This is a genomic window from Taklimakanibacter albus (genome assembly GCF_016595235.1).
Lineage (GTDB): Bacteria > Pseudomonadota > Alphaproteobacteria > Rhizobiales > Aestuariivirgaceae > Taklimakanibacter > Taklimakanibacter albus.
In genome coordinates this window covers 1,954,984-1,969,248 of the sequence record NZ_JAENHL010000008.1, presented here as the reverse complement: position 1 = coordinate 1,969,248, position 14,265 = coordinate 1,954,984, and the positions used below count along the sequence as shown (strand labels likewise).

Genomic DNA, 14,265 nt, shown 5'->3' with positions numbered 1-14,265 from the left:
GGTGCCTTATTCCAGGATGGCGAGGACCGTCACGTCTCGTTGCCGCGCAACGGCGTACGCCGTGGCCTTTCGCGGAAGGCGATGATGACGCCGGCAACGACGACGAGGCCGACGCCGGCCAGCGTCGAATAGCCGGGCAGCTGGGCGAAGAACAGATAGCCCCACAGGATCGCCCAGGGCAGCGCCGTATATTCGAAGATGGCGGCGAGATTGGCCTCTGCCATCCGGTAGCCCTGGCCCAGGCAATAGATGCCGATCGACGCCGCGGCGCCGCAGCCGAGCATCAGCAGGAAATCATGCGGTGTCGGCCACGTCCAGGCGCGCAGCAGGAAGGCGAGGCTCGGATGGCTCCATTCGGCGAAGGCGCCATTGCCGATGACGATACCGGCGAGGCCCGACAGGATGAGGAAGGCGATATTCACATAGAAGGACATGGTCGCCCCCGTTTCGGTGGCGCCGATATGCCGGCCATGTATCTGCGCCAATGCGTAGAAGAGAGCCGAGAGCACCGGCAACAGTACCGCCCATTCGAGCTGGCCGAGCCGGTCCTTCATGACGATGACGACGCCGAGAAACCCTAGGAGCACCGCGAGCCAGCGGATCTTGCCGACCTTCTCGCCCAAAAGCGGTCCGGCGAAGGCGGTGATGAAGAGGGGGGCCGCGAAGGAGATCGCCACCGCCATGGCGAGCGGCAGCGCCGCGATGCCCAGATAATAGGTGGTGTAGGCGAGGAACAGCATGACGCCGCGCACGCTGTGGGCGCCGAGCCGGTTTGTCCTCAGCTGTTTCGGTCCGCCGTCCAGCATGACGATGAGGAGGGTGATGGGCAGCGCCAGCAAGGTGCGGACGAAGACGATCTCATGGGCGGGATAGGTTCCCGATATGCCCTTGATGATGAGATCCTGGAAGGTGAAGGCGAGCACCCCGGCGCACATGAAGGCGACGCCCGTGAGCTGGCGGCGGCGGGCTTCCTTGTCGTCGGTCATGCGGGGAAGGCGCTCCAAAAGAAAGACCGCCCCATCGCGACGATGGAGCGGTCCATGTCATCCCTAATTAGCAGAGCCCTTACTTGGGCGCCAGCACCATGACGATCTGGCGGCCTTCGAAGCGCGGTTCCGATTCGACCTTGGCGATCTCGACGGTGTCGCCCTTTACCCGGTCGAGCAATTGCCGGCCGAGTTCCTGATGCGCCATCTCGCGGCCGCGGAAGCGCAGCGTGACCTTGACCTTGTCGCCTTCCTCGAAGAAGCGTTTCACCGCTTTCATCTTCACGTCGTAATCGTGGTCATCGATCATCGGGCGCATCTTGATCTCCTTGATCTCGATGACCTTCTGCTTCTTGCGGGCCTCGTTGGCCTTTTTCTGTTCCTGGTATTTGAACTTGCCGTAATCGAGGATCTTGGCGACCGGCGGCTTCGCATCGGGCGACACCTCGACCAGATCGAGACCGGCCTCTTCGGCCATCATCATCGCCTGGCGGGTCGGAACGACGCCGTGATTCTCGCCCTGGGCGTCGATCAGGCGGACTTCACGCGCATCGATACGGTTGTTGATCTTGTGGCCCTCTTCTTTGTTCGGCTGGGGCTGCGCCGAGCGGCTGTTGACTGGCCTGCGGGGTGGTATGCTCAAGTGGTCGTCGTCTCCTGAATGGCGCTGGGATATGGCTAAGACCCCGGGGCGCGTTGCGAAGCCTGTATAGACCGTGAAGATGGGTCGCAAGTCAAGGAGAGAAGGCTGATGCCGCAATTCGAAATGATGGAAGCCCGGCCGGGGCTTCGCATCGCCTTCGACCTCCGGGAGGCGCCGCGAGGGGACGAAAAAAGGCCGGGATTCCTGTGGCTTGGTGGATTCAAATCCGACATGATAGGCAGCAAGGCCGAACGGCTCCGGGAACTTTCGGGGCGTGACGACCGGCTGTTCATCCGTTTCGACTATTCCGGCCATGGCGCCTCAGAAGGGCGCTTCGAGGACGGCACCTTGTCCCTCTGGCTCGCCGAGGCCCGCCACGTCCTGCGCCTCGCGGGTGGCCGGCCGATGATCCTGATCGGCTCCAGCATGGGTGGCTTCCTGGCGCTGCTCCTTGCCCGCGAAGGTTCAGGCAACATCGCCGGGCTCGTCCTGGTGGCGCCCGCCGCCGACATGACCTTCAATATGGAGGCCGAGATCGCCAAACGCCCCGACGCGCAGGAAGCGCTGGCGCGTGACGGCGTGTGGCGGAGGCCCAGCCGCTATGGCGATCCCTATCCGATCACCGCCAAGCTGCTGGAGGATGGCCGCCATCATCGTCTCCTGGAGAGGGGCCTCGATCTCGTCTGTCCGTTACGCATCCTGCATGGCGATCAGGATCCCGATGTGCCCTGGCAGCATGGCCTGAAGACCTTTCAGGCGATCCGCGCGGCTGATGCGCATTTCACCTTGATCAAGGACGGCGATCATCGCCTGTCGCGCGAGCAGGACATCATCACCATTCACCGCGCGGCGGAGGAGCTCGCCCTTCTTCACGAGGGCAAAGTCGAAAGCAGCGCCGCCAGTCCCTCGCGATAGGTCGGATAAAGGAGCTTGTAGCCGAGCTCCTCTTTCATGCGTTGGTTGGAAACGCGTTTCGATTCGGCATAGAAGCTCTTGGCCATCGGCGACAGGTCGGCATCGGCGAAGGCGATCTCGGGCGGTGCTTCGCGTTTCAGAAGTGCCGCGGCATAGGCGACGACGTCCTGCGGCGGACAGGGCTCGTCGTCGCAGACATTATAAGCCTGCCCAGGATGCGGCCTTGCGATCGAGGCCCAGAGCACGCCGGCGATATCCTCGACATGGATACGGCTGAAGATCTGGCCCGGCTTCACGATGCGCTTCGCGGTGCCATCGAGGATCGACACCAGCTGGTTGCGGCCCGGCCCATAGATGCCGGCGAGCCGGAAGATATGGAGCGGCATGCCGAGACTCTGCCAGTGTGTTTCGGCGGCGAGCCGACGATGGCCGCGCTCGGTGGAGGGTTCGAGCGGCGATGTCTCGTCGACCCAGTCGCCATGGCGGTCGCCATAGACACCGGTGGTCGAGAGATAGCCGGCCCAGTGGAACTGCGCCGCCCGTTTCTGGAGATCTTCGGCATGGCGGTTCAGCACCGGATCGCCCTGGGTGCCGGGCGGAACCGAGATCAGGAGATGGGTGACGCCGTCAAGCGCGCTCATGGGCAGCGGCGCGCTGCCGTCGAAAGCGAGCGTGCCGTCGCCGCCGGCGCGGCTGGTGCCGGTGACCGTCCAGCCTTGCGCGCTGAGGCGGCGCGCCAGGGCCTGGCCGGTGAATCCTAAACCGAAGCAGAAGAGATGGGGCATGTCAGGCCTTCTGCCATTCGGCCGCGACCGCGTCATCCGTTTCCTGCTGCGCATGTTTGTCACGCAACGTGGCGAAGTCTTCCGCATCGAGAAGTCGTGACAAAGCCCACACCGCCATGGCGCGCACCAGAGCGGATTCATCGCCGAGCAGCCTTTCGGCTTCCGGCGCGAGGCCCGCGTCACCTGAATTGCCGATGGCGATCAGGACATTGCGGATGAAGCGGTCGCGGCCGCTGCGCTTGACCGGCGAGGCGGTGAACAGCTGGCGGAAGGCCTGGTCGTCGAGGCGGGCGAGATCGGCGAGCTTGGGGGCAATGAGATCGTCCCGCGCCTTGAGCTTCGCTTCATGGGCGGCGCCGGCGAATTTGTTCCACGGGCAGGCCGCCAGGCAGTCGTCGCAGCCATAGATGCGGTTGCCGATCGCTTCCCGGAATTCGTCCGCGATATGGCCCTTATATTCGATGGTGAGATAGGAGATGCAGCGGCGCGCATCGAGCTGATAGGGCGCCGGGAAGGCCTTTGTCGGGCAGATGTCGAGACAGGCGCGGCAGGTGCCGCAATGGTCGCTTTCGCGAGGATCGCGGGCGAGCTCGGCGGCGCTCAGGATGGCGCCGAGAAAGAACCACGAGCCGAGGCTGCGCGACACGAGATTGGTGTGTTTGCCCTGCCAGCCGAGGCCCGCCGCTTCCGCCAGCGGCTTCTCCATGAGCGGTGCCGTATCGACGAAGACCTTCACCTCTTCCTGCGTCTCGCGCGCTAGCCATTGCGCCAGCTGCTTGAGCTTGCCCTTGATGACGTCGTGATAGTCGCGTCCCAGCGCATAGACCGAGATGACGCCGGTGTCCTTGCGCGCGAGCCTCTCGAGCGGATCGATCTCCGGCGCATAGCTCATGGCGAGGAGGATAGCCGAACGGGCGCCTGGCCACAGGACGCGGGGATCGGCGCGCCGCGCCGCCGTTTCCTTGAGCCATGCCATGTCGCCTTCACGGCCGAAGGACAGGAATTCCTGGAGCCTGCCGCCCGCCTGCGCCGCGGCGCCGGGATCGGCGATGCGCAGATCCGCGAAGCCTTCCTCGCGGGCCTTAAGGCGCAATCTGTCCTCGAGCGGTATCATGCCGCCCAATCTACATCACTTCGGGACAAGAATCAGAAATCGAGATCCGTATAGGACTTGGACGCCGGCATGCCGCGCACGCTGTCGGTGAGCAGCGGGCGGTAGGAGGGGCGCGATTTGAGGCGCTGGAACCACGCCTTGGCGGATGGAAAGTCAGCCCACGGAACATCGCCGATATAGTCGATCGCCGAGAGATGCGCCGCGCCGGCGAGATCGGCGAGCGAGAGATGGTCGCCCGCCAGCCAGTTGCGGCCGTCGGCGAGCTTGCCGATATAATCGAGATGCGCCTTGAGGAGGTCGAGCCCTTTGCGCACCCGCGTCATCTCGGGCGAGCCGCCGCCCTGTTCGCGCTGCATGAACCGGCGCACCACTTTCTCGGTGAGCACCGGCTCGGCGACCTCGGCATAGAATTTGGTGTCGAACCAGCCGGTGAGGCGGCGCACTTCGGCACGCGCTCTGGCATTGCCGGGAATGAGCGAGGCGCCGCCATTGCGGGTCTCTTCGAGATATTCGCCCAAGGCCTCGACGCCGCTCACCGCCGAGCCGTCATCTTCCACCAGCACCGGCAAGGCGCCCGCCGGATTGAGCCGGGACAGATCCTGCGACGGCGCCCAGGGCTGCTCGTCGACCGCTTCGGCGGGAGTGCCATATTCGTTGAGGGCGAGCCGCATGCGGCGGGAATAGGGATCAAGCGTGAAATGATAGAGACGGGGCATCAGCGTCCTTGTAGCTTACGAAACTCGCGCCAGGGCATCGGACCGAAAAATGCGAAGCGGTTTTCGGATAATCCGATGCACAGATCAAAGGGATAGATCAGCTTGTGATCCTGGCGGAATTCCATCTTAAATCGTCGTCATGCAGCGGCGAAATACCGCGCCGCCATTGCCGGGCCGTCATGTCGCATATAGAACCCCGGGGGGCGGGCGGCAAGCGATTCCCCCAAGGACTGGTCTCGATATGCCCATTGAACAAATCCTGATTCTTGCCCTGATCCAGGGCATCACCGAGTTTCTGCCGATCTCCTCGTCCGGGCATCTTTTGCTCGTGCCGTTGATCACCGGCTGGCCCGACCAGGGGCTGATGACCGACGTCATGGTCCATATGGGATCGTTCCTGGCGGTCGTCGCTTATTTCTGGCGCGACATCCTCAAGCTCATCGGCGGCGCCTTCGATCTTCTGCGCGGCCGCATGACGGTGTGGGGCAAGCTCGCTTTGTTCATCATCGCCGCCACCATCCCGGCGGTGATCGTAGGTCCCATCCTCGACAAGATCGGCTTCATGGACGCGGCGCGCAGCATGCCGCAGCTCGTCGCCTGGAACGCCATCATCTTCGGCATCCTGCTCTATCTGTGCGACCGCTACGGCCTGTGGGTGAAGCGCATGGAGAACATGACGCTCGGCCAGGCGATGATCATCGGCACGGCTCAGGCGATCGCCATCATTCCGGGCACCAGCCGCTCCGGCATCACCATGACCGCCGGCCGCGCGCTGGGTTTCGAGCGTCCCGAAGCGGCGCGCTTCTCCTTCCTGCTCGGCATCCCCGCGATCGCCGGCGCCGGTGTGCTCAAGCTCGGCACCGCCATCAGCGAAGGCCACGCGATCTCGGGCGATCAGTTTCTCACCGCCTTCTTCACCTTCATCGTGGCGCTCGCCACCATCGCGATCCTGATGAAGCTGGTGAAGGTCACGAGCTTCCTGCCTTTCGCCATCTACCGCGTGGCGCTCGGCGTCATTCTCCTGGCGCTCGTCTATTCCGGCTACAGCTTCGGCACGGTGCATTAACTTTAACGGGCAAATTTCCGAAACAAAAATGGCCGCCTCGAAAGAGCGGCCATTTTCCATTCTGGAAGAGGGGCGGGCTTTCTCAGCTCAGATCGACGATCTCTTTCGGCTTCTCGCCGGTGCCGGAGAATTCGCCCGCCTTGCGGTAGCGGTAGAGATAGCTCGGCACGATGGCCTCGATGCCGCGCGGCGTGATGCCGAGGCCCTGCAGGGTGCGCCCGTCGCGAATGGCGTCTTGGCTCACCACATTGTCGTGCTTGAGCAGCTCCACCTGGTCGCTGGTGAGGAGTGGCTTGGGCAGGAGGCCCATGATCATGCCCTGGATACGCGCCACCGGCCACGGCACCGGCACCAGGAGCCGCTTGCGGCCGATCGTCTGGAGGGTGAAGTCAAGGAGCTGGCGGAAGCTTTCGACCTCGGGACCGCCGAATTCGTAGGTTTTTCCCGAAGCAATATTGGCGTCGATCAGCTGGGCGACCGCCTTGGCGATGTCGCCGACGAAGACCGGCTGGAATTTCGTGGTGCCGCCGCCGATCAGCGGCAAAGCCGGCGAGAACCGGGCCATGGCGGCGAATCGGTTGAAGAACTGGTCCTCCGGGCCGAAGACGATCGACGGCCGGATCACGATGGCGCCCGGGAAATTGGCGCGGGCGCGGGCTTCCCCTTCCGCCTTGGACTTGGCGTAGTCGCTCGCCGAATTGGCGTCGGCGCCGATCGCCGAGATCTGGATGAAGGTCTTCGCCTTCGCCGCCTTGGCCGCCCTGGCGGACGCCTCGGCGCCAAAAACATGAATAGCATCAAAGCTTTGCGCCCCGGCGCTGTAGAGCACGCCGGTCAGGTTGACGACCGCCTGGGCGCCTTCGCACACCGCCGCGAGCGAGTCCGGATAGCGCACATTGGCCTGCACCGGCATGATCTGGCCCGGCACGCCAAGCGGCTGGACATGGCCGGCGAGATCGGGTCTGCGGCAGGCGACCCGGATGCGATAACCCCGTTTGGCAAGGGCCCGGACGACATGCCGGCCGAGGAAGCCGGAGCCGCCGATAAGGGTGATCAGTGTTTCGGAAGGAGCAAGCGTCACGCCGTCAAATCCATCATGTTGACAGGATTTGGGCCTTTTACCGGCCGGACGCCGCCTTTGCAAAGCCCAAATCGCCCGGCACAAGGCAGTCAGTTGACACTGATGCAATCGGTATTTATGAAGCGCCGCAATGCCCAGATGGCGGAATTGGTAGACGCACTAGTTTCAGGTACTAGCGCTGAGAGGCGTGGAGGTTCGAGTCCTCTTCTGGGCACCAATTTTCACTCCCCGAGCTTCGGCCCGGCGAGCCCTCGATCTGACCGAAGCATATGGAACAGGGCAGCTGCACCCCTCTAGCGGGTGCCGCGATCGATTGACGGATGGCGACAAAAATCTACAAGGGCGATTTACCGGCGGGGCTCGATCTCGGCTCGGAAGTCGCGATCGACACCGAGACGCTGGGCCTCAACCCGCTGCGCGACAAGCTGTGCGTCGTGCAGTTGTCTTCGGGCGACGGCAATGCCCATCTCGTCCAGCTCGACCGCACGACCTATGACGCGCCCCGCCTCAAGGCGCTGCTCGATAACCGTTCCGTGCTGAAGATCTTCCACTTCGCGCGTTTCGATGTCGCGACACTCAAACATCATCTGGGCGTGGTCACCGGACCCGTCTACTGCACCAAGATCGCCTCCAAGCTGTCGCGCACCTATACCGACCGCCACGGTCTCAAGGACCTCGTCAAGGAGCTGCTCGGCATCGAGCTCAACAAGCAGCAGCAGAGCTCCGACTGGGGCGCCCATGTGCTGAGCGATTCGCAGAAGCAATATGCCGCCCAGGACGTGCTCTATCTGCATGAGCTGAAATCCAGGCTCGACCAGATGCTGGAGCGCGAGGGCCGCAAGGGCCTGGCGCGCGCCTGCTTCGATTTCGTGCCGGTGAGGGCCGACCTCGATCTTCTCGGCTGGACCGAAGACGATGTCTTCGCGCATTGACGCCATTCCGCAAGGATCGCGCCGTCGCCGCCCGCTGCGCGCCGCCCGCCGCGCGCGGCTGGCGCCCTATGTCTCGGGCGCCTTCGGTCTCATCGCGGTCGGAGTCCTGCTCGCGTTTCTCTATCAGACCGGCGCCTTCACGACCAAGCCAAAGCCCGTCGAGGAAGCGGTCGTGCCGGCCGACCATGTGACCGTTTCGACCTCGACCATCACCGGCCTAGACAGCCAGCAGCGGCCTTATTCGATCTCGGCCAAGACCGCCATCCAGGACAAGGACGAGCCGAAGTTCATCAAGCTCAACGACGTCTCGGGCGCCACCAACCGCAAGAACGGCGAGGCCATCACCTTCCAGTCCCAGAAGGGCCTCTATAATTCGGACGTCAAGACGCTCGATCTCGACACCGAGGTGGTCATTCAGTCCAAGGACCGTTTCACGGCCCGGATGGACAAGGCCCATGTGGTGGTGGGCGAGAAGCGCCTGACCAGCGACGTGCCGGTACAGGTCCAGCTGTCGAATGGCACGATCAACGCCAATGGCGTGCAAATAACCAATGACGGCAACAATATTCTGTTCTTGAATGGGGTGAAGGCCCATTTCGGAAGCTCGAAATCTCAAGGAGACAGCACCCCATGATCTGCCGCGCCAGCCTTGCCGCCATTGCCGTGCTTGCCGGGCTCGCTTTGGGCGGACTCCCGGCGTCGGCCCAGACCGTCGACACCTCCACCGCGGCCACGGAATCGAAGACGCCGCGCAATGTCGATATCGAAGCCGATACGATGGAGATCCTCGACGAGCAGAAGAAGGCGATCTTCAAGGGCAACGTGAAAGCCAAGCGCGGCGATGTCACCCTCAATGCCGAGCTTTTGACCGTGACCTATGAGGAGCAGCCTGACCCCAAGAACAAGGACGAGAAGAAGACCGAGGTCACGCTTCTCGATGCCGAGGGCAGCGTGGTGATCGTCACCGCGAAGCAGACGGTCACCGGCAAGACCGCCCATATGGACGTGAAGGCCAACAAGCTTTGGGTGAAGGGCGGCGCCAAGGTGGTGCAGGGCAAGACGGTGATGAATGGCGAGCAGCTGTTCGTCGATCTCAAGACCAACAAGAGCGAGATGACCGGCGGGCGCGTTAAAGGCAGCTTCGTTCCGGGCCAGTGACAATTTCACCCAATATTAATCTAAATGGGCGGTAATCAGGTGACGCAGAAGGGTGAGGCAATGACGGCCGCACGGCCCCGCAAGCCGGAGAAGGTGATGGGGCCAGGCCAGCGGACAGCGGAACGGGCGCCAAGGCCCCGTGCCGATGATTCGCACACCGACGACGGTCTGGTCGCCGTGGGGCTCCGCAAGAGCTTCGGACAGCGGCCGGTGGTCAGAGGGGTCAACCTCTCCGTGAAGCGTGGCGAGGCCGTGGGGCTGCTTGGACCCAATGGCGCCGGCAAGACGACGGTGTTCTACATGATCACCGGTCTCATCGCGTCGGACCAGGGTACGATCAGCCTCGACGGGACGGATATCACCACTTTGCCCATGTATCAGCGGGCCAGGCTCGGTATCGGATATCTGCCCCAGGAAAGCTCGATCTTTCGCGGTCTCACGGTTGAGGACAACATTCGTGCCGTGCTGGAGCTCGCAGAGCCCGACCGTCAGCGGCGCGAAAGTGAGTTGCGTGAGTTGCTCGATGAGTTTTCCGTCTCCCATTTACGACATTCGCCAGCTGTGGCGCTATCTGGCGGCGAGCGTCGCCGGGTGGAAATCGCCCGCGCCCTCGCCACGCACCCGCAATTCATGCTCCTCGACGAGCCCTTCGCCGGAATTGATCCGATTGCGATCGGTGATATACGCCAGCTGGTGCGACAGCTTACCGCTCGGGGAATCGGGGTGCTTATTACGGATCACAACGTCCGTGAAACCCTCGAGCTCATCGACCGCGCGCTCATCATCCATGAGGGCGAGGTCCTGACCGAGGGAACCCCGCAGGAGATCGTCCACAATCCTGACGTGCGGCGCTTCTATCTCGGCGAAGGCTTCAGTCTATAATTCCGTTATTGGCCGCATCGCCCCGAAAAGTTGCAGACTTTTCGGACAAGGCGAGGCGCAAAGAAAGGCCGCACCAACCCGTGATCGCGGGCTTTAGTGCATTTTAAAACCGGCTGTGCTACGCGCTGGGCCTAGTTGCGGGCGTTTCCGGTATTCCGGGATCGCGGTTAGGCAGGAAGGAGCGCTGGATGGCGCTGACTCCACGGTTGGAACTCAGGCAGGGCCAGTCCCTGGTCATGACGCCCCAGCTGCAGCAGGCGATCAAGCTTCTGCAGATGTCCAACCTTGAGCTCCAGACCTATGTCGAAAGCGAGCTCGAAAAGAACCCGTTGCTGGAGCGCGACGAGAAGCGCGAGGCGCCAGCCGCCGAGATGCCGGCCGCTTCCGAGGCGTCGGAGGAGCGCGACGTCGCGAGCGCTTTCAAGGACGGGGCGAGCGCCAGCGAAAAACTCGCTACGCTCGGTACCGATCTCGACAATGTCTATCAGGGCGAAAGTCGCGCCGATGCGGCGAACCGCAGCGCGATGGCGCAAGGCGATTCGGGCTGGGCCTCGCTCAAATCGTCGCGCGCCGTGTCGCTCGATCAGGACGATCTCGAATTCGGCGCGACGCTGACGCGCGAGACGACGCTCGCCGAGCATCTGACCGAGCAGTTGATGCTGGCCATCGCCGGTCCGGCCGACCGGCTCATCGGCCAGAATCTCATCGGCATGGTGAACGAGGCGGGCTATCTCACCGCCGATACCGCCCAGGTGGCCGAGATGCTCGGCACCGATGTGGCGCATGTCGAGCGTGTGCTCGCAGTGCTGCAGGGCTTCGATCCCGCCGGCGTCTTCGCCCGCGATCTCAAGGAATGCCTCAAGCTGCAGCTCAAAGAGCTGGACCGGCTCGACCCGGCGATGATGGTTCTCGTCGATCATCTCGATCTCGTCGCCAAGCGCGACTTCGCCGCGCTGAAGTCACTCTGCAGGCTCGATGCCGACGACATCCGCGACATGATCGCCGAGCTGCGCCGCCTCAATCCCAAGCCCGGCCATATCTTCGGCGCCGAGCCGGTGCAGCCGGTTGTGCCGGACGTGTCGGTGCGGCCGGCGCCCGACGGCAGCTGGCTGGTCGAGCTCAACAGCGATACGCTGCCGCGCGTTCTGGTCAACAACCGCTACATGGCTCAGGTCTCGCGCGGGCCGATGCGCGCGGAGGACAAGACCTATCTCTCCGAGTGCCACGCCAACGCCACCTGGCTGGTCAGGAGCCTCGACCAGCGCGCCAAGACCATCCTCAAGGTGGCGCGCGAGATCGTGCGCCAGCAGGACGCCTTTCTCGCTTATGGCGTCCAGCATCTGCGTCCGCTCAATCTCAAGACGGTGGCGGAAGCGATCGAGATGCACGAATCGACGGTGAGCCGGGTGACGTCGAACAAATATGTGGTCACCCCGCGCGGCATCTTCGAGCTGAAGTACTTTTTCACCACGGCGATCAATTCGGCCGAGGGCGGCGAGGCGCATTCGGCCGAATCCGTCCGCCACCGCCTGCGCGAGATGATCGAGCGCGAAACCTCAGCCAACATCCTGTCCGACGACACACTCGTCGACATGCTCAAGGCGGACGGTATCGACATCGCCCGCCGGACCGTTGCTAAATATCGGGAATCGCTTGGAATTCCTTCTTCCGTGCAACGCCGGCGGGAGAAGAACGCCTTCGGCTCGTGAGGGCCGCAGGTGGGCTCGGATTAAGGTTGACTTAACCTCTGCCCACGACTAGTTTCCGCGCCGTTTTAGAGGGGGCTGGTCCTCTCTTGTGACATAGCGGAAGCCGAAAGCCGGAATTAGGAACTTTCGGCAGTTGACGTCGGACGCCGCACCGCCCACATTGGATGGGCCAAGTCGATAAACACTGTCAGGTAAAATGCAGGTCAAGATCACTGGCAAAAATCTGGACATCGGCGCAGCATTGCGGGCGCATATCGAGAATCGGATTTTCGATATCGCCGAGAAGTTCTTCAATGGAACCGTCTCCGCCCATGTCACGCTCGAGAAGCAGCGCTCGCAGTTCACCGCCGACTGCACGTTGCATCTGGCGACGGGGCTCGTGCTTCAGGCTCACGGTCAGGGCGCCGAGGCCACGCAATCCTATGACAAGGCGGCGGGCCATCTCGAAAAGCAGCTGAGGCGCTACAAGCGCCGGCTCAAGGATCACAATGACAGCCGCGCCGAGCCGGTGCGCCGGCGCGCTGCCGCGGACTACATCATTGCGAGCGCGGGGGAACACGATGTCGAGGAACCGAAAGACCTCAACCCTGTCATCATTGCGGAAAGCTCCGCCGATGTGCCGGAGCTTTCGGTGGGCGAGGCGGTGATGCAGCTCGACATTTCCACCGGCCAGTTCCTGTTGTTCCGCAATGCGCGCGATGGCGGTCTCAACGTCGTCTATCGTCGTTCCGACGGTAATATCGGTTGGATCGATCCCCATCTCGGCGCGGCTTCCTGAAGCCAGTCGCCTCGCCACGAGCGCAACAAGGAATACCAAGACATGAACTTAGCCGAGATCATCGATTCGCATTCGGTCCTGCCGAGTCTCAGGGTGCAGAACAAGAAGCAGCTTCTGCAGGAGGTCGCGCACGCGGCGGGCAAGCTCACCGCCATCGATCATCGCGTCATCTTCGAGACGTTGTTGCAGCGCGAGAAGCTCGGCTCCACCGGCTTGGGTCACGGCATCGCCATTCCGCATGGCAAGATCCCGACGCTGACCCGCGTCTATGGCCTGTTCGCGCGCCTCGCGGCGCCGGTCGAATTCGACGCCGTCGACAATGAGCCGGTCGATCTGGTTTTCCTGCTGTTGGCGCCCGAGCATGCCGGCGCTGATCATCTGAAGGCGCTGGCGCGCATCTCCAGGCTTCTGCGCGATCACGACATCGTGGCGAAACTGCGCGGCACCGACACCGCCGAAGGCCTCTACGCCATCCTCACCGAACCCGCCGCCACGCCGCACGCGGCTTGAGCGAAGTCGTCCTCCGAAGAGGGGGCGGATTCACACTTTGCATCTCCCTCCGCCGCGCGAAGCGCGGGGACGGTGTCCGCCCATAGGGCGGACGGGTGGGGTCTCTCCGCCGACAAATGCTCATCAATTGACCTGACGGCTTGCGCGCCACCCTACCCGCCTTCGGCGGCGGAGGGAGAAGTACAAACGAAAACGCCCTTCCGATTTCTCGAAAGGGCGTTTCGACGTTAGTCCGTAAAACCCGTCAGTGCACGGTGACCGGCGTCAGCTCATGCTCGGCCGCGGCGGCGAAGGCCGCTTCGACGCTGTCCGAGATCGACATGGGCGTGCCGTCGGCGCCATAGAGGCAGTACAGCCTGATATCGCCCGGCACGTTGATCTTTTTCGGCCCCAGAAGCTTGGCGGCATGGCCAGGCTCGATTTCGCGAATATAGCCAAGCGCGCCATTGCCGAGTACCGCCAGCTCTTCCGTGGCGATTTCGAGTTTCTTTTCGGTTTCGGGTCCGGTCATGGCTCAGACTCCTTTGATGTCGATCTTACGCACGATCTTTTGAGGCTCGGGCCGCTCGAGATCGATGGCGAGCAGGCCATTCTCCAATTGAGCCCCCTTTACCTCGACACCGTCCGCCAGGACGAAAGCACGCTGGAACTGGCGGGCGGCAATGCCGCGGTGGAGATAGGCCCTGGAACCGTCGTCTATTTGACGGCCCCTGATAATGAGTTGGTTTTCCTCGACGGTGATTTCAAGCTCGTCGCGCGAGAATCCGGCGACCGCCAGGGTGATACGGAATTTCTCCGGCGCGTTGTCGCCGCGCGCCACGCGTTCGATATTGTAGGGCGGATAGCCGTCATTGGCGGATTTCGCCGCCCGGTCGACGATGCGTTCGAAATCGTCGAAGCCAAGGAGATAGGGGCTGGAGAACAGCGATAGGCGAGTCATGACGGGCCCTTCGGAAAGCAGCTCAAGTTATCCGGCCCTCGATAGGCACC

General features: G+C 63.1%; 16 protein-coding genes, 1 tRNA gene and 1 pseudogene. 10 read left to right on the top strand and 8 right to left on the bottom strand.

Features of this window, described 5'->3' with window-relative positions:
* Positions 1-29 precede the first annotated feature (29 nt).
* Positions 30-986 (bottom strand): DMT family transporter, encoded by a 957-nt coding sequence (locus JHL16_RS32340; protein WP_200188958.1) that lies wholly within the window; start codon positions 984-986, stop codon positions 30-32.
* Positions 987-1,065: 79 nt separating this feature from the next.
* Entirely contained in the window at positions 1,066-1,623 is a 558-nt protein-coding gene (gene infC, locus JHL16_RS35160; protein ID WP_137854793.1) for a translation initiation factor IF-3, read from the bottom strand.
* 114 nt (positions 1,624-1,737) lie between these two features.
* On the opposite strand from infC, the gene JHL16_RS32330 reads away from it, so the two are divergent.
* Complete coding sequence (locus JHL16_RS32330) at positions 1,738-2,544, top strand: alpha/beta hydrolase (RefSeq protein WP_246771231.1); 807 nt, start codon at positions 1,738-1,740, stop codon at positions 2,542-2,544.
* Here the strand turns inward: JHL16_RS32330 and JHL16_RS32325 are convergent.
* The 3 genes from JHL16_RS32325 to JHL16_RS32315 are packed head-to-tail and all read right to left on the bottom strand — an operon-like array spanning position 2,499 to position 5,159.
* Positions 2,499-3,329 (bottom strand): SDR family oxidoreductase, encoded by an 831-nt coding sequence (locus JHL16_RS32325; protein WP_200188955.1) that lies wholly within the window; start codon positions 3,327-3,329, stop codon positions 2,499-2,501. The genes JHL16_RS32330 and JHL16_RS32325 overlap by 46 nt on opposite strands.
* 1 nt (position 3,330) lies before the next feature.
* Positions 3,331-4,443, bottom strand: a complete 1,113-nt coding sequence (queG, locus tag JHL16_RS32320) for a tRNA epoxyqueuosine(34) reductase QueG (protein WP_200188954.1) — start codon at positions 4,441-4,443, stop codon at positions 3,331-3,333.
* 32 nt (positions 4,444-4,475) lie between these two features.
* Entirely contained in the window at positions 4,476-5,159 is a 684-nt protein-coding gene (locus JHL16_RS32315; protein ID WP_200188953.1) for a glutathione S-transferase family protein, read from the bottom strand.
* A 241-nt stretch (positions 5,160-5,400) separates the two neighbouring features.
* Between JHL16_RS32315 and JHL16_RS32310 the strand changes: the two genes are divergently transcribed.
* Complete coding sequence (locus JHL16_RS32310) at positions 5,401-6,225, top strand: undecaprenyl-diphosphate phosphatase (protein ID WP_200188952.1); 825 nt, start codon at positions 5,401-5,403, stop codon at positions 6,223-6,225.
* Positions 6,226-6,307: 82 nt separating this feature from the next.
* On the opposite strand, the gene JHL16_RS32305 is transcribed toward JHL16_RS32310, so the two are convergent.
* Entirely contained in the window at positions 6,308-7,306 is a 999-nt protein-coding gene (locus JHL16_RS32305) for an NAD-dependent epimerase/dehydratase family protein (RefSeq protein ID WP_200188951.1), read from the bottom strand.
* Between the two features lie 132 nt (positions 7,307-7,438).
* Between JHL16_RS32305 and JHL16_RS32300 the strand changes: the two genes are divergently transcribed.
* The 8 genes and pseudogenes from JHL16_RS32300 (at position 7,439) to ptsN (ending at position 13,275) form a co-directional block, all read left to right on the top strand.
* Positions 7,439-7,523: transfer RNA gene (locus JHL16_RS32300), tRNA-Leu, on the top strand.
* 103 nt (positions 7,524-7,626) lie between these two features.
* The gene (locus JHL16_RS32295; protein WP_200188950.1) at positions 7,627-8,238 is read left to right on the top strand and encodes a ribonuclease D; all 612 of its coding nucleotides are present in this window, start codon (positions 7,627-7,629) and stop codon (positions 8,236-8,238) included.
* A complete protein-coding gene (lptC, locus tag JHL16_RS32290) occupies positions 8,222-8,872 on the top strand; it encodes an LPS export ABC transporter periplasmic protein LptC (protein WP_200188949.1) in 651 nt (216 codons plus the stop codon). Before JHL16_RS32295 ends, lptC begins: the two co-directional genes overlap by 17 nt.
* Positions 8,869-9,396, top strand: a complete 528-nt coding sequence (locus JHL16_RS32285) for an LptA/OstA family protein (protein ID WP_200188948.1) — start codon at positions 8,869-8,871, stop codon at positions 9,394-9,396. The genes lptC and JHL16_RS32285 overlap by 4 nt, the downstream gene beginning before the upstream one ends.
* Before the next feature lie 165 nt (positions 9,397-9,561).
* A pseudogene (lptB, locus tag JHL16_RS32280) lies at positions 9,562-10,278 on the top strand (LPS export ABC transporter ATP-binding protein); the annotation flags it as partial.
* Between the two features lie 188 nt (positions 10,279-10,466).
* The gene (gene rpoN, locus JHL16_RS32275) at positions 10,467-11,987 is read left to right on the top strand and encodes an RNA polymerase factor sigma-54 (protein WP_200188946.1); all 1,521 of its coding nucleotides are present in this window, start codon (positions 10,467-10,469) and stop codon (positions 11,985-11,987) included.
* 196 nt (positions 11,988-12,183) lie between these two features.
* The gene (hpf, locus tag JHL16_RS32270; RefSeq protein WP_200188945.1) at positions 12,184-12,765 is read left to right on the top strand and encodes a ribosome hibernation-promoting factor, HPF/YfiA family; all 582 of its coding nucleotides are present in this window, start codon (positions 12,184-12,186) and stop codon (positions 12,763-12,765) included.
* A gap of 42 nt (positions 12,766-12,807) precedes the next feature.
* Positions 12,808-13,275, top strand: a complete 468-nt coding sequence (gene ptsN, locus JHL16_RS32265; RefSeq protein ID WP_200188944.1) for a PTS IIA-like nitrogen regulatory protein PtsN — start codon at positions 12,808-12,810, stop codon at positions 13,273-13,275.
* 244 nt (positions 13,276-13,519) lie between these two features.
* On the opposite strand, the gene JHL16_RS32260 is transcribed toward ptsN, so the two are convergent.
* Together JHL16_RS32260 and JHL16_RS32255 are read right to left on the bottom strand one after the other, a co-directional pair.
* Entirely contained in the window at positions 13,520-13,786 is a 267-nt protein-coding gene (locus JHL16_RS32260; RefSeq protein WP_200188943.1) for a DUF1150 family protein, read from the bottom strand.
* Positions 13,787-13,789: 3 nt separating this feature from the next.
* Positions 13,790-14,215, bottom strand: a complete 426-nt coding sequence (locus tag JHL16_RS32255) for an Hsp20 family protein (RefSeq protein WP_200188942.1) — start codon at positions 14,213-14,215, stop codon at positions 13,790-13,792.
* Between the last annotated feature and the right edge of the window lie 50 nt (positions 14,216-14,265).